Genomic DNA, 24,665 nt, shown 5'->3' on the forward strand with positions numbered 1-24,665 from the left:
TGCGCCAAAAATTTAATAATTTTATAGGGCTTATGCACTTAAATTTTTTGCAATATCAAGTGCAGCGTAAGTGAATATTGCACTTGCACCCGCACGTTTGAAACCAATCAAAGATTCATAAATCACCTTGTCATAATCTAGCCAGCCATTATTTGCAGCAGCTTTTATCATTGCGTACTCACCGCTTACTTGGTAAGCAAAAATCGGAAAATTAAACTTATCACTTGCTGTTTTGATAATATCTAAATATGGCATACCTGGTTTAATCATAATAAAATCTGCACCTTCATTTATATCCATTTCAATTTCGCACATTGCTTCGTGCGCATTTTTATAATCCATTTGATAACCACTTTTGTCTATAGAATGTGATAGCCCACATGAACCAACGACTTGCCTGAATGGAGCATAGAAGCTAGAGCAGTATTTCACTGCATAAGATAATATTAATACGTCTTGAAAGTTGTTATCATCTAATGATTTTCTGATTCTTCCTACTCTACCATCCATCATATCAGAAGGAGCAACTATATCACATCCTGCCTTCGCTAAAGCAAGTGCTTGCTTACACAGTACTGATATAGTTTCATCGTTTTCTACATCCATCTGATTATCTTTTAAAATGCCGTCATGGCCATGAATAGTGTATGGATCCAGTGCAACGTCTGCAATAATACCAATTTCAGGTACCTTTAATTTTACAGCACAAATTGCTCTGCAGATTAAGTTGTCAGAATTATATGCTTCTTCAGCGTTTTCAGATTTTAGTTTACTATCAACTACAGGAAAAATTGCAACAGCATTAATTCCTAAATCTTTAGCTTCCTTAACTATAGACACTAATCCATCTATTGAATAACATTTTACGCCTGGTAAGCCAGAAATTGGTTCAGTTGTTTCTTCTCTGTCATGAACAAACAGAGGAAGAACCAGATCATTTACTGATAAACTATTTTCACTTGTTAAATTGCGAACCCATTTGCTCGAGCGCCTGCGTCTTAATCTTGTATTTGGAAAATTAAACATTGGATCCAGGCAAGTTCCCAGTAAAGAGCAACACCCCTGAAATGAGTATCACCCAAAGCACCGATATTGGTAGAAATACTTTCCAACCAAGGCGCATTAGCTGATCATATCGATAACGAGGTATTGTTGCTCTAATCCAAATAAATATAAACAAAAGTATAACTATTTTCAAAATGAACCAAATTAAACCTGGAATTTTGTAAAGTAAACTGAACTCCAGCGGCGGATACCATCCTCCTAGAAAGAATATCGTCATCATAGCACTTGCTAGAATCATATTTGCATATTCTCCAAGAAAAAAGAGGGCAAAAGGCATGGATGAATATTCAACGTTATATCCAGAGACAAGCTCTGCTTCAGCTTCTGGTAAATCAAATGGGTGACGATTAGTTTCTGCAAGCAAAGAAATAAAAAATATTATTCCTACAGGCATTAGTAGCAAATCAACCCAAAATGGCATATTGTGTTTCGCTACCACCATCTCTCCAAGATTTAATGTTCCAGTGGTAATAACGACTGCAGCAACTATTAAGCCTATTGAAACTTCATATGAAATCATCTGAGCAGCCGACCGTATAGCGCCAAGGAATGCATAATTGGAGTTGCTTGACCAGCCTGCAATAATCACGCCGTATACTCCCAGCGACGATATAGCTAGCACGTAAAGCACTCCAACATTAATATTTGCTATAACCTTAGGAATAACTACTTGCTGGCCATTTTCTACAATTACTTCAGCACCAAACGGTATAACTGCCCAGGCAATTAATGCCAAGATAAAGGTAAGCATTGGAGCCATAATGAACAGTATGGTGCTCGCTCTAAATGGTATTATCGGCTCTTTAATCAGTAGCTTAATAGCATCTGCAAATGGCTGCAATAGCCCAAAAGGTCCAACTACACTCGGGCCGTGCCTTAGTTGAATTGCAGCAAGGACCTTACGCTCAAAGTATGTCAAATATGCAACTGAAAGTAGTAGCGGTACTAAAATAAATAAAATATTAACTAGTGTGTTCATAAAAAGCTTTAGTACAATCTGCCATTATTTTTGAAGCGCGACTTATTGAATCCGTCATATAAAAATTACACTCCTTTAAAGTAAAAGGTGTATCACTTAAATTTATTTTACCATTGCTAATTGGCACCCATGTGTTTTTTATCACTTGATCAGCATTTCTAAACTGTGGACCGATAGTATCTAATTTTTTTCTCACGTCAAATAAACTATCATATGGTAAGGAGAGATCCAAATATTGCGAGAGATTTTTAATAATTAACCAGTCCTCCTTTGCTTCACCTGGAAGAAATACAGCTAAATTTGTTCTTTGGACTCGACCTTCAGTGTTTACATAAGTTGCATATTTTTCTGTATATGCAGCACCAGGCAAGATAACATCTGCCACATGTGCACCCTTATCACCGTGATGACCTTGATAAATTACAAATGTGTTTTCTAACTTTGATGTGTCAATTTCATCTGCACCAAGAAGATAAACAACTTCTATTTCACCACTTTCTGCATGTTCCAATATTTGATTAATATCCCTTTCGCCTTTTTTAGGAACAAACCCAATATCTAGCCCACCAACTCTTGCTGCAGCTTTATGCAGCACATTAAAGCCATTCCAGTCATCTCTGACCATGTTAAATTCTTCTGCAATTTTGCCAGCTAGAATTAGAATTGATTCAGAATCGTCTCTTACTAATGCATCTTGACCGATAATCAGCATAGGGCTCTGAGCAGCACTCAGCAGCTTACAGAACTTATGATTTCCATTTGCTATTTCACTCAAAATATCAGGATTATCGCCCAATTTCTCAACATGATACAAATATTCAATGTTAGGACCAACACTTGCAACAGGAAAGTTGCCCTGTAAATATCTCTTTCTCAATCTTACGTTAATGATCGGTGCTTCTATCCTTGGGTTTGTATTTATAAGCAGACACAAATCCGCATTCTCTATACCTTCAATAGTGGTATTGAACACATACGATCCACGATTATTTGGTATAAGTTTTGCACCATCCTGCCTACAATCTATATTTCCCGAGCCGAGCTTCTGCATCATTTCTTTAAGTAGAAGCATAGACTCACAATCTGCTAAATCACCTGCAATTGCAGCTATTTTATTTGATTTTGTATTCTTTAATTTCTTTGCAGCAACAGTTAATGCCTCATTCCAATCAACTGGGGCTAATTTACCATCTTTTTTTATATAAGGTCGATCAAGACGCTGAACTTTTAGTCCATCATAGGCAAAGCGGGTTTTATCTGATATCCATTCTTCATTTACCTCTTCGCTCAGCCTTGGTAATATCCTCATAACCTCCGGGCCACGATAATCAACTCTAATTGCGCTACCCACAGCATCTAGCACATCTATAGTCTCACAATGTGATAGCTCCCATGGACGCGCTGTAAAGGAGTAAGGCTTTGAAGTTAAAGCTCCTACCGGGCAGAGATCTATGATATTTCCGGATAATTCAGAACTAATATGCCTTTTTATGTAAGTGCTAATCTCTACATTTTCTCCCCTTCCGATTCCTCCAAGTTCATTTGTACCTGCAACATCAGACAAAAATCTAACACACCGAGTGCAATGAATGCATCGATTCATCGCGGTCTCAATCAGTGGTCCGAAGTGTTTTTTTGGCACAGCCCTCTTATACTCATCAAGTCTGCTGGTTCCTTTCCCATAAGCCATCGTGATATCTTGCAAATCGCATTCACCACCCTGATCGCAAATTGGGCAATCAAGCGGGTGGTTAATTAGCAAAAACTCAAGCACACCTTCACGTGCTTTTTTAACCTTAGGGGTATCAGTGTGAATAACCATCCCTTCTGCAACTGGCATTGCACAAGAGGCTACTGGTTTTGGAGGTCCACCCTCCACTTCAACCAAACACATTCTGCAATTACCAGCAATTGCTAAACGCTCATGATAACAAAAACGTGGAATTTCAACGCCCACGACTTCACAAGCTTGAATTATAGTGAGCCCATGCTCTACTTCACATTCCTTAGAATTAATAGTAACTTTAACCACAACTATTATACAGCTTCCCACTTTATAGGATTGCCGCTTACCTCATCTTCAACCAGATTGCCGTTGTCATATTGAGCAGACATATAATTCATGCGCGAATCACGATCTATATATCTAACAGGTTTTACCGGTTTATCTTTATACATTTTTTGCTCAGCTTTCTTACGCTGAGTAGGGTTATTTTTACTAGCTGTCTTTGCTTTCCCACCTGCTGCCATATAAACTCCTAAAAACTTTTCATTCTATTTTAACACTTAAGTATATAGCGTCAATATTTAATAACTTTAAAATTTCAATAGATCTCTTATTATAATCATTTTACAATCATTGTTTAAATAAAAAGTTACCCCTTGATGCCATTCCAGCGCATGACGCACAGCTGTACGAACATTGCAATTTGCAGGCAATTTGCGTGGCAGATTCAAGTAGCTGACACTGGTTTCCATCCAAGACAGCAGTAGCCCTTTCGGTGTTATTTCAGTGCTTGACACTGAAATCCAGGATTTTGATTGGATACTGAGTTGGTAAGCATAAAAGTGTAGCTAACGCGAGCTCTACGTCATACCGCGATTTATTCGCGATATCTCAAAGCATAGATCCCGCTGCGGGATGACGATTGTCGTTTAGCTATAAATATTAAGAAATTTACCAAACAAAAAAAAAGGCAAAAGAAGCCCTGGGGTTATTATCCGCTTTAAAATATTGGCGTTTTTTATGTTTTAAACGCTTGACAAGCAAGATTAAGCTGCTTTTAATTGCAACTAACTTACGCTGCAAATGTTTAAGAAATTTACTAAGCAGAAAAAAAGACAAAGAATCCCCGAGTTAGCTAGTCTTTTACTATCTCTGTCAAGTATTGGCATTTTTTGATGTCTTGTAACGCTTTATAAGCGCGTTCAGCTTATTTAGATAAAAATCTAGATGTAGATGAAGTTTTGTAAAGACATACAGTATCTATATACTGCAAAAAATTAAACATAAGACGCCGATACATTAAGTAATCCTTACCTTTTAATCTGCAGATTGGCGAAAGCAAATACAATAGCTTCAGTTTCATGATAAGGGGGCTGGCGGAGTTTGTCAAGGAAGTTTTTTCGTTTCTAACGATTGTTAACATGCTGCAAAAAACTATGCAAGAGGTCTACCACTTTATTAGGTATTTGTGCAGTTATTGGTGTTATCAAGATACTCCCTAATCTTCTTCAAGTCCTCCCAGGCTAAACGTTTTTGTGCCGGTTGGCGAAGTAGGTAAGCTGGATGAAATATAGCGGCTGTGGTGATTGAATTGGACAAATATTGGTTAGTGTACGTATGAAATCTACCACGCAAATTCGATATAGTTTTTGTGCTGTCAAGAAGGCTATAACATGCGATTCCCCCGACCAAAATTAAAATTTGTGGTGAAACTAGTGCAACGTGTTTTTCGACAAATGGTCTGCACATATCAAGCTCTAGGTCGGTTGGCTTTCTATTGCCAGGTGGACGCCAAAATACAGTATTGCTTATGTATACCTTAGTGCGATCAAGATTGATTGCATTTAACATTTTATCGAGCAACATTCCACTTGCACCACAAAATGGTATGCCTTGAAGGTCTTCATTTGCTCCTGGAGCTTCACCAACGAGCATAACTTTTGCGTTTGGATTACCATCGGAAAAGACAGTATTAGTTGCAGTTTTTTTTATCTCACAACCTTCAAATGATTCAACTGCACTTCTTAGTTCATCTACACTATTACATTTGCTTGCAAGTTTCCTTGCTTCGATTATCCAGTCACTTGGAAACATGTCTTTTCCATCTTTAGTGTCACCCCAGCGCGTATCTGCATCTTTCTTCTTGGTCCCAGTTTGGATAACAGAAGGTTGTACACTCTCTTTGCTCTCCAATTTTTTTTCCTCTTCACCCTCTGTTAGTGTGCAATCAACGCCCACTTCATGGTAAAATTTTAATAATTCTAGGTCTTTATTGCTCATAATGCTTTTTAACCTTTTGTGCTTTTTTCATGGCCATATCATACTTTAATTTAGATAAATGTCTAATATATAATATGCCGTTTAAGTGATCTAATTCATGCTGAATACACCTTGCAAGCCAACCACTAGCTTTTAGTGTTTGTTCTTCATTATCTAAGTCTTTATATTTCACAGTTAGATACTTTGGACGCTTAATTTTATGACTTTGCTCTGGAATTGAAAGGCATCCTTCCTTGAGAATTACTTGTTCATCGGATAATTCTGTAATCTCAGGATTAATCATGTAAAATTTGCCAGTTGAGCCATATCCTGCTGGCTCATTTTCAATCGTTTCTAGCTGAATATCCATAACAAAAATTCTCTTTAACACTCCAACTTGCACTGCAGCAAGGCCAAGACCTTCTGCATCATACATAGTTTCGAACATGTCGTTTACTAATTCTTTAATTTTATCGTTTATATCTGTTACTTCACTGGCACGTGTGATTAGTCTTTCATCAGGGGCAATTACAATTGGTAATATGGACATAAAAATTATAATTCTATGTTTTGCTTTTCCTTTTGTCCAGAATTTAGTGTATATTAAAATGTTGCTATATCTATAATAGAAATATAAATTATTAAAGGAAGCTACAATTTAAATGAAATTGCGTAATAAGGTTAACTAATGTACTCTGCAGTAATAGCAAAACCAAAGAGAAATGTTTTTGCTGTTTTAGACATAGGTACAACAAAGATTATTTGTCTAATCGTTAAGATAAATGGCAACTTCAGCTATAAAGTAACAGGAACGGGTTATAAGATTGCAGAAGGTGTAAACGGTGGATCAATAACTAATGTAAAACACGCAAATTACTCCATCTCATCAACTATAGGTTTAGCTGAACAAGTATCAGAAGAAACCATAGATCAGATATATGTGAACATTGCTGGATGTGGCATCTCATCTTTCAATGTACATAATGAAATTATTGCAGCTAACCATGAGATTTCTGAGCGTGATATAAGACGTGTAGTTTTTCAAACATTTGAGAAATATATTGAAGACAATGTTATCATTCACAATATACCACTAAAATATCACTTAGATGACATGACTGACATAAAAGAAGTTGGTGGATTGTACGGAAAAAGACTATCTGCTGATGTTAATGTTGTCACTGCTTCGCGTCCAGCGCTTACCAATATTGAAAACTGTATTACCAATAATGGTGGATTAAATATGGCAGGTTGTATTGCTTCTGCATATTCTGCAGGTCTTGCCTGTCTGAGTGGAGATGAAAAAGAGCTCGGGACTGCTATTGTTGATATAGGCGGTGGGTGCACTGCAATTGGAATTTTCAAAAGAGGGAAACTTGTGTATGCAAGCAGCGTTCCAATTGGTGGTGTTCATATCACTCGAGATATTGCTTACGGGCTATGCACAAGCATAGAACGTGCAGAGTATATAAAAATACTGTATGGCAGCACTATCGTAACTTCAATAGATGAGAATGAGTACATTACAATGCAAAACAACGAAAATGATGAACCTACTCAAGTATTCAAATCTGAGCTTATTAACATCATAAGACCAAGAGTTGAAGAAATACTTGAAATGGTAAGAGAGCAATTTCAAGAGCAGAAAGATCCAATTAATAAAGTAGTGATCACAGGTGGAACTAGTCAACTCACAAGCATGAAGGAAATTGCAGGCTATATATTCAATAAGCAAGTTCGAATTGGGTGCCCTGAGTCTTGTAGCGGTCTTGATGGCGAATATGATAAAAATCCTGTATTTTCTGCTGCTATAGGCTCTATAAAGCTAATAGTTGACACTTTTTATAAAAATAATTCTGGTATTTTAGGTCAGGATGGTAAAATGAGTAAATTGTATAATTGGGTTAAATCAAAAGTTACAGTCTAGATTTCTGTTTTACCACCTTTCATACAAATGACTTGACACTAGGATCCATAGGACTTATTTTTATAATATGTAAAATTATTATGTTTATGTACTTGCGAGTAAGCGTACCAATTACAATAAGACATGGAAAATATGAACATAACTATACACTCACAAGAAGATTTTGAATTTATGCGCAAGGCTGGCAGGCTTGCTGCTGAAACTCTTGATTTCATTGCACCGTACGTAAAGGTAGGGGTGACAACTAATGAATTAAATGATCTATGCCATGACTTTATAATTAATGCAGGTGCAATTCCAGCACCACTAAATTATAGGGGGTATCCAAAATCAATCTGCACCTCAAAAAATGCCGTTGTGTGCCATGGTGTTCCTGATGATACACCGCTTAAAGATGGGGATATTTTGAATATTGACGTTACGGTGATTTTAAATGGCTGGCATGGTGATACAAGTCGCATGTTTTGGGTTGGCAAGCCATCAATAAAAGCAAAACGTTTATGTGACGCTACTTATAATGCGTTGATGGAAGCAATCAAACAAGTTAAGCCCGGCAATAAGTTAAATGAAATAGGGCTTGCTATAGAGAAATATATTAGAGATTTTGGATATTCTATCGTACGCAGCTACTGCGGACATGGTATAGGAAAAGTCTTTCATGCTCCACCAAATGTAGTGCATTTCTATGATCAAGATGAAGATCTTGTCTTAAAGGAAGGTATGTTTTTTACAATAGAGCCAATGATTAATGCTGGAAAACATGAGACTCTGCTCAGTAAACTCGATGACTGGACAGTAACAACACGCGATCTTTCACTTTCTGCTCAATTTGAGCATACACTTGGAGTAACAAAAGATGGTGCTGAAATATTCACATTATCACCTAAGAATTGGCATTTCCCACCTTATAATTAGATTTTTTTAAATTCTGCTATACTGCAACTATACTTGGTTTACTTTGGGTAATTTTGAAGAAAGCTCACCCTTAATTTGCGATATAGCAACTAGCCCAATTAATGCACAGAAAATCATGTAAAAACTAGCTGAAGTCTCTTGTCCTGTAACCTTGATAATTGTTGTGCATATAAATGGTGCAAGGCCGCCAAAAAATCCAGCAGCTATATTTCTTGATAAACCAAATCCACTGTACCGAACCTTTGTTGGAAATAATTCGCACATAAGTGCACTGACAGGACCAAGCGATGCAGCTATTGGAATTATAAAAAGAATGTGTGCCAGCAAGTAATTGCCACTACATAACATTGAAAAAACTGGATAACTCACTATTACAAAAGCTATAAATGCAAATTTCATAACTTTTTCTCTTCCTACCTTATCAGAAAGTATTGCAAACAATATTGTCAATCCTCCGAGCGCAATTTGACTCAGTATTTCCACTATATGATTAAAATGAGTATTTACTGTTAATATTTTATTCGTAAGCACATTGAAAAATACCAAATATATATAGAGAGACGCATTTTCAACCAAGTCAATACCTATTGATATTAGAACAGGCTTTTTGTAATTGTTTAATAACTCTTTTAGTGGCAATTTAGACGGATTTTTTTGTCTTTTATACTCTGGGCTTTCATCAAGTATATATCTCACATATATGCTAATTAATCCCATTGCTAAACTGAAAATGAAAGGTAATCTCCACCCCCAAGATTCAAAATCAGATACTTTTTTGCATATGAGTACCGCTATCAGGCTTAATACTGAACCAAAAATTGCGCTTAATACTTCAATGCTGCCAAAAAATCCTTTTTTGTTTTTAGGAGCATGTTCTATTAAAAATGGTGCATTTCCTGCTTCTCCTCCAAGGGATATACCCTGCAATAGCCTTAAACAAACTACCAGAATTGATGCTAGTATTCCAATGCTTTGATAACCTGGAACAAAAGCAATTAATACGGTTGATAAAGTCATTAATATAATCGAGAGCAATAAGGCAACTCTTCTGCCATGTTTATCACCAATGTGACCAAATATAGCAGCACCGACTGGTCTCATTAAGAAACCCACTGCAAACACTCCAAAAGCCTTCAATACGCTGGTTAGTTGATCATCCGATGGAAAAAACACACCACCTATTATGTTTATTAAGTGGCCAAAAAGCATGTGGTCATACCACAATAAAGTGTTACAAATCAAACTTGAAAATATTACTTTTGTTATTTGCTGCATAATTTCCCTATAGCCTGTTTGATCTTATATATAAAAAAAAATGTGAACGTTATGTGAATATTATATTAACAATATTAAACCTTGATTTTAATATTATTGCTCATATATTCCGATAAGATACCATATTTTGGCAAGAAAATCTATGTACATAAATAAAATTGATGTGAAGAGTAGAGTAGAGTAGGATATCTACACCAACTGTACTTAAATTTTTTGATATGACACACACTCCAGTTTTGTTAAAAGAGATGCTATCACTACTATCACCGCAGGATGGTGGCATATACGTGGACGCCACATTTGGAGCTGGAGGGTATAGCAAAGCAATATTGGAGTCAGCTGATTGCAAGGTATATGCAATTGATAGAGATGAAACGGTAACTAAGTTTTATGATGATTTAAGCGTTAGATATCCCGATAGAATAAAACTATTCATTGAGAAGTTTAGTAATATTAAAAGTATACTAAGCAGCGTTAAGCCATCTCCTGTCATCCCAGTACTTGATACTGGAAAAAATAACTGGTCACGCGCTGGAATGACATCAAACGGAGTGGATGGAGTGGTCTTTGACATCGGAGTTTCATCTATGCAGCTTGATAACGGAGATAGAGGGTTCTCATTTTTACATGATGGTCCACTCGATATGAGCATGGATAACTCTTCTTATATAAACGCTTCAACGTTTGTTAACGCTTTACGCGAAGAAGAAATCGCAAATACTATATATAACTACGGAGGCGAACGTCATTCTCGCAAAATTGCAAGAGCAATAATAAATGCACGGAAGAAGAAAACTATCAAAACTACATTTGAGCTTGCGGATATTGTACGTTCCGTGGTATTTCGTGGAAAAAGCAAAATTGATCCTGCAACCAGAACATTTCAGGCAATCAGGATATGGGTAAACGATGAGCTGGAAGAACTTGAAAAGGGTATTAAAGCTGCATCTGAGATTTTAAGTGAGAATGGCAAATTAATTGTCGTCACCTTTCATTCCTTAGAAGATCGTATAGTCAAAACTTTTTTTAAAGATTTATGTGCTACTGATTGCAAGACATTCTCTCTGCTAAATAAAAAAGTGATCGAAGCAAGTATAGAAGAAGTAAGTGCAAATCCGCGTTCACGCTCAGCAAAACTAAGAGCTATACAGAGGTTGTCGTGAGAACTTTCTGCATCATCTCAATAGTTATGTTTTTTCTTAGCATTGTAGGACTATTTAAGGTAAAATTACATGTTCAGTCGTTAAATAGAGAGCTAATAAAAATAAAAAGTGAAATTAATTTAGTACAAAGTGATATGAAAGTTTTACAAGCAGAATGGAGCTATTTGAATAATCCAAAAAGACTTGCAAGCCTTGTAAAGAAATACCTGAAAAATAACTCTTTAATACTGGCTAGCCAGGTTAAAAATCTTGACTCTCTAAATGGCCGCAGTGTGCTAGCACAACTTAAAATCCATGATCAACAGTGAGATTAAGTCTTATTTTTTACAGATGAGCACATCACAATAAAACTTACTTTGTATCCGTTCAGGATAGCGGCAAGGTAGTATAACCATAGAGTAAAAGTGAGTTTACAACAAATGGTGTCATCCCAGTGCTTGACACTGGGATCCAGCCTTTCCATAATCATCAAAAACATTGTATTTTAACGTAAAACAGCTATTTTTATGCTTACCAACTTAATAAAATTCCTGGATCCCAGTGTCTGGGCACTGGGATGACAAAGGAGAGCAGTGTCAGCTACTTGCATAACACCATTTGTTGTGCAACTTACTTTAGTATGAAATTGCTTGCGTAAGATTTTGGCAGCCTCTTAACATTTTTTGGCATTTCAATTATGTATTTAACGTTGCGTTTTTTTGCGTAGAATACTGCTTTTTCAAGAGAATCAAACTTTAATACAATCTGTTTTTTTGGATCTTTTGAGCCAACCCACCCCATCAAAGGTTCAATGTAGTAAGAGCCAGATTCAATTTTTAGGTGCCAGAAATTTGTATTACCTAAACCAGATTGTGTTGCAGTTCTTGTTGGTTTATAAATCCTAAAAACTACTTTATCGTCAATGCCCATAGTTCTTGTTAAATAAGCTTAAATATATATCTAAATAAATCCTTTCACAAACAATTAGTATGAAAGAATGAAGTTTGAAATAAATATTTTTATGTTATATTATTGTTAAATTATATTAAAAGGATTAGCTGAATAGGAGTAACCGATGACGCAACAGGAAATAGTAACAATTAATGCAGAGTTACGTGATATAACAAAAACAAAAGCGATGCATTCTCTAAGGAAGAAAGGAAACATCCCTGGAATCATATATGGAAAGGGCCATGATAATGTAAATTTGACATTGTCTGCAAAGGAATTCACAAAGCAATATAAGTCAGGCTCTCTTTCTGCACATTTGATAGAGCTGAATATTTCGGGCAAAAAGGAATATGCTCTTGTTCGCGATATCCAATTGCATGTAGTAAAGGATACTGTGCAACATGTTGATTTTCAGTTTGTTGATAAAGGCAGTGAAATTAAAATAGACATACCTCTATCATTTGTGAATGAAAGTAAAGCTCCAGGAATCAAATTAGGTGGAGTGCTTAATGTTTTGTGTCGTTCTATTGCTGTTAAATGCTCTCCTGATAAAATACCTCAGGTTATTGAAGTTGATTTATCCGGTAAAATGATTGGCCAATCTATACATATCAATGATGTAAAATTACCAGAAGGTGTTAAGTTTGTAGCTCATGAAGAAGAAAATTTTACCATTGTTACAATTTCTGCTGCCGATAGTGACGTTGAAGAACCTCAAGCAGAAACAGAGGAATAGTGCACCTGATAGTTGGGCTTGGTAACCCTGGTAGTCAATATGAGTTAACTCATCATAATATCGGCTTCATCGTAGTTGATACAATTTGCAAATATTGGAATTTCCATTCGTTCTCTAAAAAAGCCGATTATCTGATAACCTCTGGCATAATTAATGATAATAAAATTATGTTAATAAAGCCTTATTCATTTATGAATAATTCAGGCATCCCTGTTGCAAAAATACGAAACTTTTACAAATTATCGCTAGATAATATCGTTGTCATACACGATGACGCTGATTTGGAACTTGGAAGAATAAAAGTAAAGAAAGGTGGTAGTTCTGCTGGACATAATGGACTTAAATCCATAGATAGTTTTATTGGCAACGATTATTGGCGCTTGAGATTTGGAGTGGGTAGACCTGAAGATCAAAGAAGCTTAGCAGATTATGTGTTATCAAAATTTTCAAATTTTGATAATGTTACTCCCTTAGTGGAAAAAATAGCAAAAAATATACACTTAATGCTGCAAGGAGATAATACAGCTTTTATCAATTTGATTGTATAATATTACGAAACACAGGAAGTGTATGGTCCCAGAGTGTGATGGTGTGGATTTAGTATGAACAATTCAGGAGATTTTGTCCACTGTAAAGATATAAACTCAAAAGGTGTAAGACCCTTAAGAGTTTTGAGTCTTTTAGCATAATTGTAGGCCATAACAAAGTCATAAAGATGCTCTTTGAGTTGCTGGTGAGACTGATAGTAATACTTCTTAACAGTGGCATTCTTTAAAGTTTTGTTCATACGCTCAACTTGCCCATTTGTCCAAGGATGGCTAACTTTTGTTAGACGGTGTTCAATGTCATTTTCTTCACAAGCTCTATCAAATATATGTTGAAAAGCGTATTTATGGCGTTTTTGGTTGGTAAATTGTACACTGTTATCTGTCAAAATAGTGTGGATTTTATATGGTAAAATTTTAATCAAATTACGTAGAAACTCAGCAGCTATAGGTTTTGTAGCACTTTTATGCAACTCAACATACGTAAATTTGGATGTTCTATCTATTGCAACAAACAAATATAACTTTCCTTCTTCTGTTCTGACTTCTGCAATATCAATATGGAAATAGCCTATAGGATATTGTTTGAATTTCTTTTTTGGTTTAACTTCGCCATCAACATCTGGTAGTCTGCTAATGCTGTGCCTCTGTAAGCAACGATGTAGACTAGAGCGAGTCAAGTGTGGGATTGAGATTTGCAAAGCGTAGAGACAATCATCTAATGGCAATAGAGTATGCTTACGAAATGCAACAATTACAGCCTCCTCTTCTAAAGTTAAAACAGTTGATCTTGCATGCTTCGGACCCATATCAGCGTCTTTGGCAAAAGACCGTTTTCTCCATTTAATGATAGTTTTTGGATTAAGGTTATAGTACCTGGAGAGTTTTGCTATGCTCTCTTTACTATTTTGTATTGCTCTACGAATTGTCTCTGTTGTTTTGGCGCACCCATGTAATATTTGTCCCATAATTCCTCCTTTGATGGTATTGTTTTCTCATATTTTATCATACCATCACACTCTGGGACCATACATCCCCCCCTCCCCCCCTAATTCCTATATCAAACCTTTCTTTACTAGATTATATAGTCAATATAAAAAGCCATATAAAATTGCTTCCACTGCTGCCATGAGGAAATTGCTTATTCTTGCTAACTCTTTAGTCAGAGATGACAGGGTTTTTACTGAGGAATATAACTCTCTGTCTGTTTCTATCTAAGAGCCAGTATAGCTGTGGATAAGCACGTTTATACAGATAAAAGTACTTATCCACAGCTACATCAATTTTTCTATTGACTTTTAACACAACTGCTGAACAGATACATTCGTCATCCCGCTACGTGTTAGCGGCCAAGATACCGCGGCGGTATGCCGTGGGAAACCTGACTTGCATTAGCTATAAAATAGTGATTTATATAAATCCCATAGCATGCCGAATGAAGCGTTTTTTGAGGAAATTTGAATTTTCAACTGCAATCAAGCCAAGATTTCTTAGTGCTTTAGCGCAGAATATTCTGTTGGAAAACATCCTATTTAATCCATCAGTTGCAAGCGCCATTGTAAAATTATCAAAGTATCTGTTACGTGAAATTTTCTTTAATAAATAACTACTGCCAACATCAATACCAGATGCTTTTGCGGCAACTACGTGCTTTATAATACTTTCTACATCTCTAATTCCAAGATTAAGCCCTTGACCTGCAACTGGATGAATTGAATGTGCTGCATCGCCGATAAGCAAAACTCTACCCTTATATAACTTTTTTGCGAAAACAAAACTTAAAGGATAAAGTTTTCTTTCACCCTCTAATTTTATCTCTCCTAAATAAGAACCAAATCTTTTTTTAAGCTCTATAATAAATTCTTCTTCAGACAGATCCATTAGCATTTTTGAAATTTCAGATTTTTCTGTCCAAACTATCGAAGAAGTATAGCCACCCTTCATCGGTAGAATTGCAAATGGACCGCCAGGGAAAAAACGCTCCACAGCTAAGTTTTGGTGATGCAGTTCATGCTTTACATTAAATACTATGCTACTTTGTTTATAGTCAAATTTCACTGTCGGTATAGAAAATAACTCTGGTAATTTAGAGTTTTTGCCTTCAGCACAGATAAGTAGCGATGATATTAATTCCTGGTTATTATCAAGAATCACTTCCACATATCCTGAATCACAAGCAATTGTTTTATAGGAATGTGGAGAGTATATATTCAGTTTATTTAGAAAATTATTGTTGATTGCATTCCATATAGTAGCATTGTTGATAACATAACCCATTGGCTCTTCGCTAACCATTTTATGATTGTAATGCACAGTAACCGCATCTAATATGCATATATCAAGTATTGGCTCAGCTTCACTTTCCACAAACTGCCAAATCCCTAACTTTTCCAATATTTTTTTCGAGCCTTGAGAAATAGCAAATGCTCGATTATCATCTACTACACGTGGTAGACTATTTTTTTCAATCACAGCTACAGACACAGAGTCACAACTGAGGCCAATGGCAGTAATAAGACCAAGTAACCCACCACCTGAAATGATTACATCATAATTCATTTTATTTACGCTAATTGTAAAATTATATTTTATCTGTTTTGAAAATAGTTTAAACAAACTTTATAGACAAAGACCTATAGCTAACCCAAGAAAGGTTTCCCTACGTCATACCGCGATTCATTCCATAGCTGTACGAACATTGCAATGTGGCACATAGTAAACGATGTCATGAAAGTAGCTGACACTGGAATTCAGAAAAAAGGATGATGTTATTCCAGTGCCTCTATGATGTCATCCCAGTGCTTGACACTGGGATCCAGCTTTTTCATAATCATCAAAATGTTGTATTTTAACATAAAACAGCTACTTTTATGCTTACCAACTTAATAAAATTCCTGGATCCCAGTGTCTGGGCACTGCCCACTGGTGGCCCAAACTACAACGTTCGTACAGTTGTGCGCGGTATAGATTCCGCTAACTAGTAGCGGAATGACGGTTTTTCAAATTGTCGGTAAACCTAAGCCACTTTAGCTATATCATCTTGAGAACACCTAAAAGTAAACTTCTGTAATAAAATGTTAATTACTTCATGCTAAGATAGATCTTATTTTATTAAAGGTATTAGTTTATGACTACAGATTGCAAAGCAAAAATGTTAAATTGCATTAGTAAGTACAGAGAAGAACTTGGAGAAAACAAAGCAGCAATCAAACAAACTTTAACTAATGATAAAATCAATATAAGCGATCACTTTTACCAGGGTGATAAAATCTGCAACGAAGAAATATTTAATGTAGGAGGCGAGTGTCAAGATACAAAACATGGTAACTCAGAATATACGTATGATGACTGGAAGCAAAAAATTGAAAAATCTCATGCTAAAGATTTGCTAAAAATGCTACAAGATAAAGCAAAAGACAAAATATTAAAGAGTTTTGAAGATTATGAAAAGTATCATGAAAATGCTGTTGAAGCTATAAAAAGAGAATTAGACATAGATTCGAAATTAAAGGCAATATTCAGAGAAAAGCAACAACCAGAAACTGATGAAACTCGAGCATATTATGACATTATACGAGGTTTGTATGAAAATGGAGACATGGATTCTCAATTAAAGTGCAGAGATCTTGATTGTTTTGATAGAACAATAAAGGATAATCTATCCCAAAAACAATCGGAATTAACTAATATAAAGAATAACTTTTTAGATGATACACAAAACATCTTTAAATATATTCAAGTTGAAGATAATATTTGATAGACGAATATCTATTTTATAGTAAAGAGGACAGACGAATTCTTAAAGTCTCTTTGCGTAAAGCTGTGTTTTTTTTAGAATTTTACAGCTATGCAATGTTTTACTGTTTCCAAAGCAATATCTTTATAAATTTTTGCCAAATCCTCACTTAACATTAAAGGATTTCCGCAATCAGAAGCATGGCATATTTGTGGATCTAGAGGAACTCTGCCTAGAAGTTTGATGCCCAGCTCCTCAGACATTTTTTTTGCACCGTCTTTTCCAAATATGTATATTTTTGAGCCGCTTTGAATGAAATAACTCATATTTTCTACAATGCCAATAACCGGTACGCTGAGCTTTGTAAACATATCATAAATTTTGCGAGCATCGATTAAAGAGAGCTCCTGTGGAGTTGAAACTATTATCGCCCCAGTTAAGTTAAAATTTTCCATAAGACTTAAATGCACATCGCCAGTTCCAGGTGGTGTATCAACTATCAAATACTCTATATCGGACCATTTTGTTCCCATTAGCAGATTATAAAGTGCTTTTGTAATCATAGGTCCGCGCCATATTGCTGCACGATCTTTATCGATAAAATAGCCAATTGAAATAGTATGCAGTCCATACTTTTCTATAGGCATTGCTTTACTATCCTGTATTTCTGGCTTTAATTTTTCAGCGCCAAGCATTTTAGGAATTGAAGGACCATATATATCTGCATCAACCAGCGCAACTTTGTGTTTTAACTTTGCTAATGAGAGAGCAAGATTTAGCGCAACTGTGGACTTGCCCACACCGCCTTTACCAGAGGCCACAACGATTATATTTTTCACTCCTTCGATATGTAATTTAGCTTTTTGTTGCCCAGTTTGTTTTTGACAAGTAGCAACCACGGTCACTTTTGTCACCCCCGGTATAGCTTTAACAGCTTGCTCACAATTTCTTCTTAATTCTTCATTTGCTTGCGTGTTACCGGCAACTTCAAGCACAAAACCAACATCTTGACCTTTAATAATAATTGAGGATATTATGCCAAGAGCGATCACATCTTTACCGCTTTTTTGCTCTATGACTTTTTTTAAGTTCTCTCTTACAATTTTTTCGTTGATCATTAGCCTTTTAGGTGATTTCTTCCTGAAGTCGTTTAATCTCAGCTTGAGGAAGGCCGGTTGTCTGAGAGATAATATCAATAGAGATGTCAGCCTTAAGTAGGTTTTTTGCTACTTCAATCTTTCCTTCAATCTTTCCCTCATCAAGTTTTTTAGCGAGGATGCCTTCTTCTTTCCGCAGATCCATTATTCTTTCTTCATATGCTACTAAATCTTTTTCATTCCAGCTAAACCTGTCTAATTCATCGTAGGCTAACTTTATTATTGGTGCTTTTTCTGCTATTTTCCTTAAGTCTTCTTCCGTAGTTTCATCTGCATATTGTTGTCTAAGTGAAGAAGGTCGCCCCTCCTCACTCGACTTCAAAACCGTACGTGAGACTTTGCGCCTCATACGGCTTCTCTCCAATTTGGAGCTTTTCATGCACACCTCCTGTGTAATTCATCGTGACAATGTCCATGTAACAAAGATAAGTTTTTGATCATGTTGTTTCGTCTATTCCGGTCTTTGTGATGTATTTCTATTGTATCATCACTTTTAAACCATAGTCTACAATTATCACATTTACTTTGTTGTAACTTCAATAGTTTTATTACTCTTAATGGCTTATCTGGTATTTTTCTCAGACGTTTACCCCAATATACCCAATCACCATCATATGGAGATCTGGTTTTTTGCACTTTGATATGTCGTTTAATAACATGATCGCTGTGTATAATAAGATGTATCTTGTTACTTGTCATAAAACGCCAGTTATCGTTATTATACTTTTTAAAGTATTTTCTTTTTATCCAGCATTTCCCTTTGTTTGGGTGCCTAAAGACTGACCTTACCCAGAAAAAGTGGAGAGAAAGAAAAGAGTTTTTTTGGGTAAAATAAAATTTTGGAGGATTAGAAATGGTAAGAGAATATACGGCAGAATTCAAATTGGAAGCTGTTAAGCTGGCAAATGAACAAAGAAAGGCAGGTCAAACAATTACAAAAATAGCAAGAGATTTAGGAATAAAGGGTGGTTTATTAGGAAAATGGATAAAGAAACACAACGAAAAAAAGTCGGCGGCAAATGCATTTCCAGATGTAGCACCTTATGACAAAGAGAGGTTTGATTTACAAAGCAAGAGTAACAAGGGAAAGAGACATTTAAAAAAAAGCCCTGGCCAGTCAAAAAGAGTAAAATATTTTTTTATATAGTAACTGCTATAAAGTACAGGAATTATGTAGGATTTTCTGCTAGTGGCTACTATAAGTGGACCACAAGAAAAATAAGCAGTAGAGAATCAGCAAATAAAGAGCTACTCGCAGCTATTCAAAAAATATATCAAGTTTCTAAATGTAGATATGGAGCTCCTAAAATTCATGCTGAATTGAAGGCTTTGGGTAAAAGTTGCAATTTGAAAACGGTGCAAAGTATTATGCAGAAAAATGACATCAGGGCTATACTGAGAAGAAAGTTTAAAATTAAAAAACAACAAACAGATAATAGAGCTGTAGCTCCCAATATACTAGATCAAAACTTTATTGTTGATCAACCAAATAAAGTATGGGATTACTTACATCAAAACCAAGGAGGGATGGCTATATTTGGCAGCAATAATTCTCACGTATGGTAGTTAATGAGTAGTGCAATAAATAAACAATTGGTTATGAACTCTTTATTAATGGCCATTAATAGGCGTAAACCTGTTAAAAATCTACTGCTGCACAGTGACCAAGGTTCACAATATACTGCGCAAGGGTATCAATATCTCTTAGCTGTAAAGAATATAGATGAGTAATAAAGGCTGTTGTTACGACAATTCTGTTGCAGAAAGCTTCTTTAGCTCATTGAAAAGAGAAATACTTATTGATACTTCACAACACTCTGCTCAACAAACTAGAACTGCAATATTTGAATACATAGAAATTTTTTATAACAAACAACGTCACTATTAACTATTGCATTCCAGAACAATTTGATGCATCATTCTTTTTGTAAAAAACATTCCACACTTTCTCTCCACTTTTTCTGGGTAAGGTCACTGACTCAATACCCAGTCAATATCCTTTCCACCAGTTCTTTTACTGCCGGTACGTAGCCATTCTCATAAAATGGATCTTGCTTAAATTTGTACACATTGTGCCCGGAAAACATGAGTTCGTTCTCAATATCACCATCGTGTATAACGTTTTGCAGTGTTTTTTGTATGCAAAAACTACGCGGATCTGGCTTTCGTCCTGTTGAATGGTCACCATGATCTTTCCAATTGCTAAACAAACAATGGCTCAAACATCCCATACAATTGATTTGATCTTCTCTTATTTGTTTAAATTTATCTGGCGTCACAAAAATAACAGTTGAATCTGGGGTTTTCATTGCTTCTGTGTACCCTGCTTTAGTCCATGTATTTGCCAGTTCTTTGTCTTTTGCAGTAAGGTAGATCTTCCTACCTCTGCTACCCATTGCAAATTCACTATTGGATTCTTCGCTGGCATTTTCTGAAAAATTTACTTGATGTAATTTTCGTTCCTGTAACTCACGTATAAAATTATTCCTCACCGCAGATGAGTAAAACCCTGTTGGACTGAATTTATTTAAAAATACATCACCTTCTTCTAAAGTGAGTAGCTTCTTTTTCCACTCTGCAGAAATTGGGCTTTCTTTCGTCAAAAGTGGACGAGTGCCAAACTGAAAAGCTATTGGTCCAATTTGCAGATTGTCAAACCAATGTTCCCAATCTTTCAAATGCCACACTCCTCCTGCCATAACAATTGGTGTTTCTGAAAGACCGATCTCGTTCATGAAAGATCTAAGCTCTGCAACTCTTTCAAATGGAGCCTGTGGTAGCTCTGGGTCTTCACTGTTACTCAGTCCATTGTGCCCTCCAGCAAGCCATGGATCTTCATACACTACTCCACCAAGCAAATAGGAAGATATTCTTTGGTAAGCACGCTTCCATAATGCTTTAAAAGCACGCACCGATGAGATAATAGGGTAATAATAAACCTGATATTTAGCTGCAATTTCTCCAAGCCTATAAGGCATACCAGCACCGCAGGTAATACCATGAATCAAACCTTTCGCTCCTTCTAATATGCCATGAAGTACGCGTTCTGCTGCTCCCATCTCCCAAAGTACATTCATGTGTATTCTTCCATGACCTTTTGATATTTCATTTGCTATTCTTGCCTGACTAATTCCAGCTTCAATACTATACTCAATCAATTCACTATGCTTTTCATTTCTTGTTTTGCCTTTATAAATTAGTGGCACTAACTCGCCATTATCATCAATAAGCTTAGCATTTGCACCAGAAAATGTACCCACAGTATCTGCTGCAGCAAATGCTCCGCTTGATCTCCCATCACTAACTGCAATGCCTTTACCACCTTCGATGATTGGCCACACTTCCTTTCCTGAAATTACTATCTTTTTTATCTTATTTTTCAAAACTTCCTCGCAATCTTTCACTCTATTTTACTTAATTACTAAAAAAATGATAGCTGTTTATTTTTTCTTGTATCATTAAAGCTTCTGTAGCTACTCATGCTGTTGTAGTTTGAGAGCAGTTCCCATCGGAAGGGTGTCATTCCAGTGCTTGACACTGGAATCCAGTTTTTGATCAAAAATGTTGCTATAGTGCACAATCAATTTTCCTGGATCCAAGTAGTCTGGGCTACTTGGATGACACCATAGGGGGCTACTTGGATGACAGGGGAGGGAGGCTGCTGGGATCCTGACAACCGTCATCCCGCTGCTTGTTAGCGGGATCTAGAGATACCGCGGCGGTATGACGTAGAGCTACGTGTTTAGGTTTAATGAATCCACTATATCTTTTACTTGAGAAAAAACATACTTTTTGCTTACACTGGTATCGATAATAAAGTCACTCATCTTCCTTTTCTCCTCAATAGATAACTGAACATCGGAGATTAGATTAAGCTTTTCTTTATCTATGTTGCGTTCGTTAAGTCTTTGAGCTTGCACAACGCTATCTGCATGAACAAAAACAATAAGGTCGCAATATAAATAAAATTTTGTTTCTAATAGAAGTGGCACATCTAAAACTAAAAGTTTTCTATCGATCTTTTTTTCCTTGGCAATAAAAAATTCTAATTCACGCAGCACAGCAGAGTGAACCAAAGATTGAAATTGTTTCCAATTTTCATCGTAGGCTAAGAAATATTTAGACAGTACTGTTCTATCTATTTCACCATTTACTACCACTCCAGGAAAATTTTTCTCTGCATAACTTATTATGCTTTTATCCACTTTATAAAGTTGGTGTACAACAGAATCAGCATCAAATACAACAGCACCAAACTCTTGAAAGCAATTAGCTACAAAGCTCTTTCCTACCCCAATTCCGCCTGTTAGACTTATAATCATATAACAAAATACATTCGACTTCTTTTGAAACTATAGCTAAGGTTTCTCTATATATATTAACTAGATTTTCTAGATCTCAGTGTCAAGCACATAACTATACGAACATTGCAATTTGTAGGTGGTGTTATTCCAGTCTGGAATCTAGCTTTTATGTTGTATAGTGCACAATCAATTTTCCTGGATCCAAGTAGTCAGGGCTACTTGGATAACACCCTACTTAACCGTCATACCGCCGCGGTATCTCTTAGCCACTAACACGTAGCGGGATGACGATTGTCGATAAATCTAAGTTACTTTAGCAACAGTTATTCTCCACTAAATTACTCTGAATTTTGGTTATATTATTTGCGGATTTCACTGCTGAAATCTCAAATTTTGAGCTTGTGTTCAAAAATGATTCAACTGACCTGCCAAAAAAATCATATCTCCATCCCTTGAATAATTTATCTGTCTGTCCAGATATTGACCCGGTTAACTCATCTTTTGAAGAAACTAATTTCCTTGATATGTTACTTTCTTTACATTTACTATCTAAAATAATTGAGAGTATATCAAGTACAGATTTGTCATAATTACTCGATAAGGTGTTGTTTTGCTGCATCCAATTTCTCTCATTTTCATTAAAAATATTCACAAACTCTAGTAAATCCGCATCTTTTATATTTTTTGTATTCCTCTTGAGATCATCTAAAATCTCATCAACATGCTCTACATTTTTTTCAATAAAATCAGCTATTACAGCATTATTGATTATTTTATTACGGTTCATATTATAGCGCTGTGCTAAGGTTTCTTGCCACTCACTAACTGCTTTAACAGTTAGTATCAATCTTGGATTTACTTCATAATTAAATTTAATCCTCTTCCATGCATCTTTTGGGCTATGTAAATACTTATTTATATCAACTATTGATTCCATCTCTTCTTGAAACCAACCCATCCTATTATTTTCTTCAAGTTTATTGCACAATATTTGGTATAGGTCATATAGGTGTACCACGTCGTTTACTGCATAATCTAACTGATCTTCGGACAACGGACGCCTTAACCAATCTGAATTTTTAGCTTTAATTTTATCCAGTGCTATTCCTTGATATTGCTCCACTACTTTTGAGTAACCAATAAAGTCATGATAATAATGACAAAACATAGCAGCAACTTGGGTATCAAAAATGGGAGTGGGAATACATTTAAACACAGTGAGTAAGGATTCTATATCCTGCCGGCAGCTATGAAACACTTTGGTTATCCCCTGATTTAGCATTATTTTCTTAATGAATGATAAATCAATTTCTGGCACTAATGTGTCTACAATAAAACTCTTCTCTCCGTAAGAAATTTGAATTAACGATAATTTTGGGTAGTAGATTAAATTATTTCTAATGAACTCCGTGTCAACTGCTATAAATTTCGGCTTTTTTGCTATTAACTCTTCACATGTATTCTCCAGTTCTGATGTTGTACTAATTAGCATATATTTTTTATTCAGTGGATTTATTTTATAATTTATATTAAATTTTTGCAATTAATGACTTCTTGCAGAACTTTCTATCATTCATTGGCATCACACAAATAGCCTTTTCCATCCCAATCCCAGTGCTTCCTTCTCCTGTCATCCCAGTGCCCTGACTACTTGGATCTAGCAAGCTTTGCTTGCAAATAAGTCTAATACGCGTCGCGTTTTATGCCAAAACACAATTGGAGTTACATGCAAAATAGATCCCAGACTGGGATGACAAAAAAAGGAGCACTGGGATGACAGCAGTCCTACGTCATACCGCCGCGGTATCTCTAGATCCCGCTAACAAGTAGCGGGATGACGATTGTCGTTTAGCTATAAATATTTAAGAAATTTACCAAATGAAAAAAAAGGCAAAAGAAGCCCTGGGGTTATTATCCGCTTTAAAATATTGGCGTTTTTTATGTTTTA

29 protein-coding genes are annotated in these 24,665 nt (G+C 35.8%); 11 read left to right on the forward strand and 18 right to left on the reverse strand.

Annotated features, from left to right (window positions below; genetic code table 11):
* Window positions 1-30: 30 nt before the first annotated feature.
* The 6 genes from hemB to def all read right to left on the reverse strand — a co-directional run bounded on the left by hemB (window position 31) and on the right by def (window position 6,579).
* Complete coding sequence (gene hemB, locus ABL518_RS02745; protein ID WP_010962401.1) at window positions 31-1,026, reverse strand: porphobilinogen synthase; 996 nt, start codon at window positions 1,024-1,026, stop codon at window positions 31-33.
* Window positions 1,019-2,044, reverse strand: coding sequence for an NADH-quinone oxidoreductase subunit NuoH (gene nuoH, locus ABL518_RS02750; RefSeq protein WP_348994394.1), 1,026 nt, complete (start codon window positions 2,042-2,044; stop codon window positions 1,019-1,021). Before nuoH ends, hemB begins: the two co-directional genes overlap by 8 nt.
* Window positions 2,028-4,097 carry an NADH-quinone oxidoreductase subunit NuoG gene (gene nuoG / locus ABL518_RS02755; protein ID WP_010082180.1) on the reverse strand — a complete coding sequence of 690 codons (2,070 nt, stop codon included), beginning with the start codon at window positions 4,095-4,097 and terminating at the stop codon, window positions 2,028-2,030. Before nuoG ends, nuoH begins: the two co-directional genes overlap by 17 nt.
* Window positions 4,082-4,294, reverse strand: coding sequence for a hypothetical protein (locus ABL518_RS02760; RefSeq protein WP_006279675.1), 213 nt, complete (start codon window positions 4,292-4,294; stop codon window positions 4,082-4,084). Before ABL518_RS02760 ends, nuoG begins: the two co-directional genes overlap by 16 nt.
* A gap of 934 nt (window positions 4,295-5,228) precedes the next feature.
* Entirely contained in the window at window positions 5,229-6,050 is an 822-nt protein-coding gene (locus ABL518_RS02765; RefSeq protein WP_010082207.1) for a uracil-DNA glycosylase family protein, read from the reverse strand.
* Window positions 6,040-6,579 (reverse strand): peptide deformylase, encoded by a 540-nt coding sequence (gene def, locus ABL518_RS02770; protein WP_010082208.1) that lies wholly within the window; start codon window positions 6,577-6,579, stop codon window positions 6,040-6,042. Before def ends, ABL518_RS02765 begins: the two co-directional genes overlap by 11 nt.
* 138 nt (window positions 6,580-6,717) lie before the next feature.
* Between def and ftsA the strand changes: the two genes are divergently transcribed.
* Both ftsA and map read left to right on the forward strand, forming a co-directional pair.
* Window positions 6,718-7,956, forward strand: a complete 1,239-nt coding sequence (gene ftsA / locus ABL518_RS02775) for a cell division protein FtsA (protein ID WP_010962406.1) — start codon at window positions 6,718-6,720, stop codon at window positions 7,954-7,956.
* A 132-nt stretch (window positions 7,957-8,088) separates the two neighbouring features.
* Window positions 8,089-8,871, forward strand: a complete 783-nt coding sequence (gene map, locus ABL518_RS02780) for a type I methionyl aminopeptidase (protein ID WP_095742848.1) — start codon at window positions 8,089-8,091, stop codon at window positions 8,869-8,871.
* Window positions 8,872-8,898: 27 nt separating this feature from the next.
* On the opposite strand, the gene ABL518_RS02785 is transcribed toward map, so the two are convergent.
* Complete coding sequence (locus tag ABL518_RS02785) at window positions 8,899-10,146, reverse strand: MFS transporter (RefSeq protein ID WP_010962408.1); 1,248 nt, start codon at window positions 10,144-10,146, stop codon at window positions 8,899-8,901.
* A gap of 218 nt (window positions 10,147-10,364) precedes the next feature.
* Between ABL518_RS02785 and rsmH the strand changes: the two genes are divergently transcribed.
* Both rsmH and ABL518_RS02795 read left to right on the forward strand, forming a co-directional pair.
* Window positions 10,365-11,309 (forward strand): 16S rRNA (cytosine(1402)-N(4))-methyltransferase RsmH, encoded by a 945-nt coding sequence (rsmH, locus tag ABL518_RS02790; protein WP_010081849.1) that lies wholly within the window; start codon window positions 10,365-10,367, stop codon window positions 11,307-11,309.
* Window positions 11,306-11,617, forward strand: a complete 312-nt coding sequence (locus ABL518_RS02795) for a hypothetical protein (protein ID WP_010962410.1) — start codon at window positions 11,306-11,308, stop codon at window positions 11,615-11,617. Before rsmH ends, ABL518_RS02795 begins: the two co-directional genes overlap by 4 nt.
* A 301-nt stretch (window positions 11,618-11,918) precedes the next feature.
* On the opposite strand, the gene ABL518_RS02800 is transcribed toward ABL518_RS02795, so the two are convergent.
* Window positions 11,919-12,218: an NADH dehydrogenase ubiquinone Fe-S protein 4 gene (locus ABL518_RS02800; protein ID WP_010962411.1), complete on the reverse strand. Its 300-nt coding sequence runs from the start codon at window positions 12,216-12,218 to the stop codon at window positions 11,919-11,921.
* Window positions 12,219-12,363: 145 nt separating this feature from the next.
* Here ABL518_RS02800 and ABL518_RS02805 point away from each other — a divergent pair, with 145 nt between their 5' ends.
* On the forward strand, window positions 12,364-12,975 hold the full coding sequence (locus tag ABL518_RS02805; RefSeq protein WP_010962412.1) for a 50S ribosomal protein L25/general stress protein Ctc: 612 nt from the start codon (window positions 12,364-12,366) through the stop codon (window positions 12,973-12,975).
* Entirely contained in the window at window positions 12,975-13,523 is a 549-nt protein-coding gene (pth, locus tag ABL518_RS02810; protein WP_070356754.1) for an aminoacyl-tRNA hydrolase, read from the forward strand. Before ABL518_RS02805 ends, pth begins: the two co-directional genes overlap by 1 nt.
* Window positions 13,524-13,525: 2 nt before the next feature.
* On the opposite strand, the gene ABL518_RS02815 is transcribed toward pth, so the two are convergent.
* Together ABL518_RS02815 and ubiH are read right to left on the reverse strand one after the other, a co-directional pair.
* Window positions 13,526-14,488: an IS481-like element ISWpi4 family transposase gene (locus ABL518_RS02815; protein WP_348994395.1), complete on the reverse strand. Its 963-nt coding sequence runs from the start codon at window positions 14,486-14,488 to the stop codon at window positions 13,526-13,528.
* A gap of 442 nt (window positions 14,489-14,930) precedes the next feature.
* A complete protein-coding gene (gene ubiH / locus ABL518_RS02820; protein WP_010082229.1) occupies window positions 14,931-16,079 on the reverse strand; it encodes a 2-octaprenyl-6-methoxyphenyl hydroxylase in 1,149 nt (382 codons plus the stop codon).
* A 568-nt stretch (window positions 16,080-16,647) separates the two neighbouring features.
* Here ubiH and ABL518_RS02825 point away from each other — a divergent pair.
* The gene (locus tag ABL518_RS02825; protein ID WP_010082230.1) at window positions 16,648-17,277 is read left to right on the forward strand and encodes a hypothetical protein; all 630 of its coding nucleotides are present in this window, start codon (window positions 16,648-16,650) and stop codon (window positions 17,275-17,277) included.
* Between the two features lie 74 nt (window positions 17,278-17,351).
* Here ABL518_RS02825 and ABL518_RS02830 read toward each other — a convergent pair whose 3' ends face one another.
* Genes ABL518_RS02830 through ABL518_RS02840 form a run of 3 tightly spaced genes read right to left on the reverse strand, consistent with a single transcriptional unit; the run spans window position 17,352 to window position 19,112 of the window.
* Window positions 17,352-18,374, reverse strand: coding sequence for an Mrp/NBP35 family ATP-binding protein (locus ABL518_RS02830; protein ID WP_010082231.1), 1,023 nt, complete (start codon window positions 18,372-18,374; stop codon window positions 17,352-17,354).
* Window positions 18,375-18,381: 7 nt separating this feature from the next.
* Complete coding sequence (locus ABL518_RS02835) at window positions 18,382-18,792, reverse strand: hypothetical protein (RefSeq protein WP_010082232.1); 411 nt, start codon at window positions 18,790-18,792, stop codon at window positions 18,382-18,384.
* Entirely contained in the window at window positions 18,789-19,112 is a 324-nt protein-coding gene (locus ABL518_RS02840; protein WP_010082233.1) for an HNH endonuclease, read from the reverse strand. The genes ABL518_RS02835 and ABL518_RS02840 overlap by 4 nt, the downstream gene beginning before the upstream one ends.
* A gap of 154 nt (window positions 19,113-19,266) precedes the next feature.
* On the opposite strand from ABL518_RS02840, the gene ABL518_RS02845 reads away from it, so the two are divergent.
* The 4 genes from ABL518_RS02845 (at window position 19,267) to ABL518_RS02860 (ending at window position 20,301) form a co-directional block, all read left to right on the forward strand.
* Complete coding sequence (locus ABL518_RS02845; RefSeq protein WP_010082069.1) at window positions 19,267-19,560, forward strand: transposase; 294 nt, start codon at window positions 19,267-19,269, stop codon at window positions 19,558-19,560.
* 71 nt (window positions 19,561-19,631) lie between these two features.
* Window positions 19,632-19,979, forward strand: a complete 348-nt coding sequence (locus tag ABL518_RS02850; protein WP_081420798.1) for an IS3 family transposase — start codon at window positions 19,632-19,634, stop codon at window positions 19,977-19,979.
* Between the two features lie 3 nt (window positions 19,980-19,982).
* Complete coding sequence (locus tag ABL518_RS02855) at window positions 19,983-20,144, forward strand: DDE-type integrase/transposase/recombinase (protein WP_010082071.1); 162 nt, start codon at window positions 19,983-19,985, stop codon at window positions 20,142-20,144.
* Window positions 20,137-20,301: an IS3 family transposase gene (locus ABL518_RS02860; protein WP_010082072.1), complete on the forward strand. Its 165-nt coding sequence runs from the start codon at window positions 20,137-20,139 to the stop codon at window positions 20,299-20,301. Before ABL518_RS02855 ends, ABL518_RS02860 begins: the two co-directional genes overlap by 8 nt.
* A gap of 91 nt (window positions 20,302-20,392) precedes the next feature.
* On the opposite strand, the gene ABL518_RS02865 is transcribed toward ABL518_RS02860, so the two are convergent.
* The 5 genes from ABL518_RS02865 to ABL518_RS02885 all read right to left on the reverse strand — a co-directional run bounded on the left by ABL518_RS02865 (window position 20,393) and on the right by ABL518_RS02885 (window position 24,381).
* A complete protein-coding gene (locus tag ABL518_RS02865) occupies window positions 20,393-21,796 on the reverse strand; it encodes an NAD(P)H-dependent flavin oxidoreductase (RefSeq protein ID WP_095742851.1) in 1,404 nt (467 codons plus the stop codon).
* A gap of 90 nt (window positions 21,797-21,886) precedes the next feature.
* Complete coding sequence (locus tag ABL518_RS02870) at window positions 21,887-22,096, reverse strand: hypothetical protein (protein WP_167480072.1); 210 nt, start codon at window positions 22,094-22,096, stop codon at window positions 21,887-21,889.
* Window positions 22,097-22,147: 51 nt separating this feature from the next.
* Window positions 22,148-22,735 carry a dephospho-CoA kinase gene (gene coaE / locus ABL518_RS02875; protein ID WP_095742632.1) on the reverse strand — a complete coding sequence of 196 codons (588 nt, stop codon included), beginning with the start codon at window positions 22,733-22,735 and terminating at the stop codon, window positions 22,148-22,150.
* A gap of 295 nt (window positions 22,736-23,030) precedes the next feature.
* A complete protein-coding gene (locus tag ABL518_RS02880) occupies window positions 23,031-24,209 on the reverse strand; it encodes a ribonuclease D (protein WP_348994396.1) in 1,179 nt (392 codons plus the stop codon).
* A 37-nt stretch (window positions 24,210-24,246) separates the two neighbouring features.
* Window positions 24,247-24,381 carry a hypothetical protein gene (locus ABL518_RS02885; protein ID WP_256437681.1) on the reverse strand — a complete coding sequence of 45 codons (135 nt, stop codon included), beginning with the start codon at window positions 24,379-24,381 and terminating at the stop codon, window positions 24,247-24,249.
* Window positions 24,382-24,665 lie beyond the last annotated feature (284 nt).

It is taken from the genome of Wolbachia endosymbiont of Drosophila willistoni (assembly GCF_040084705.1).
Taxonomy (GTDB): domain Bacteria; phylum Pseudomonadota; class Alphaproteobacteria; order Rickettsiales; family Anaplasmataceae; genus Wolbachia; species Wolbachia pipientis.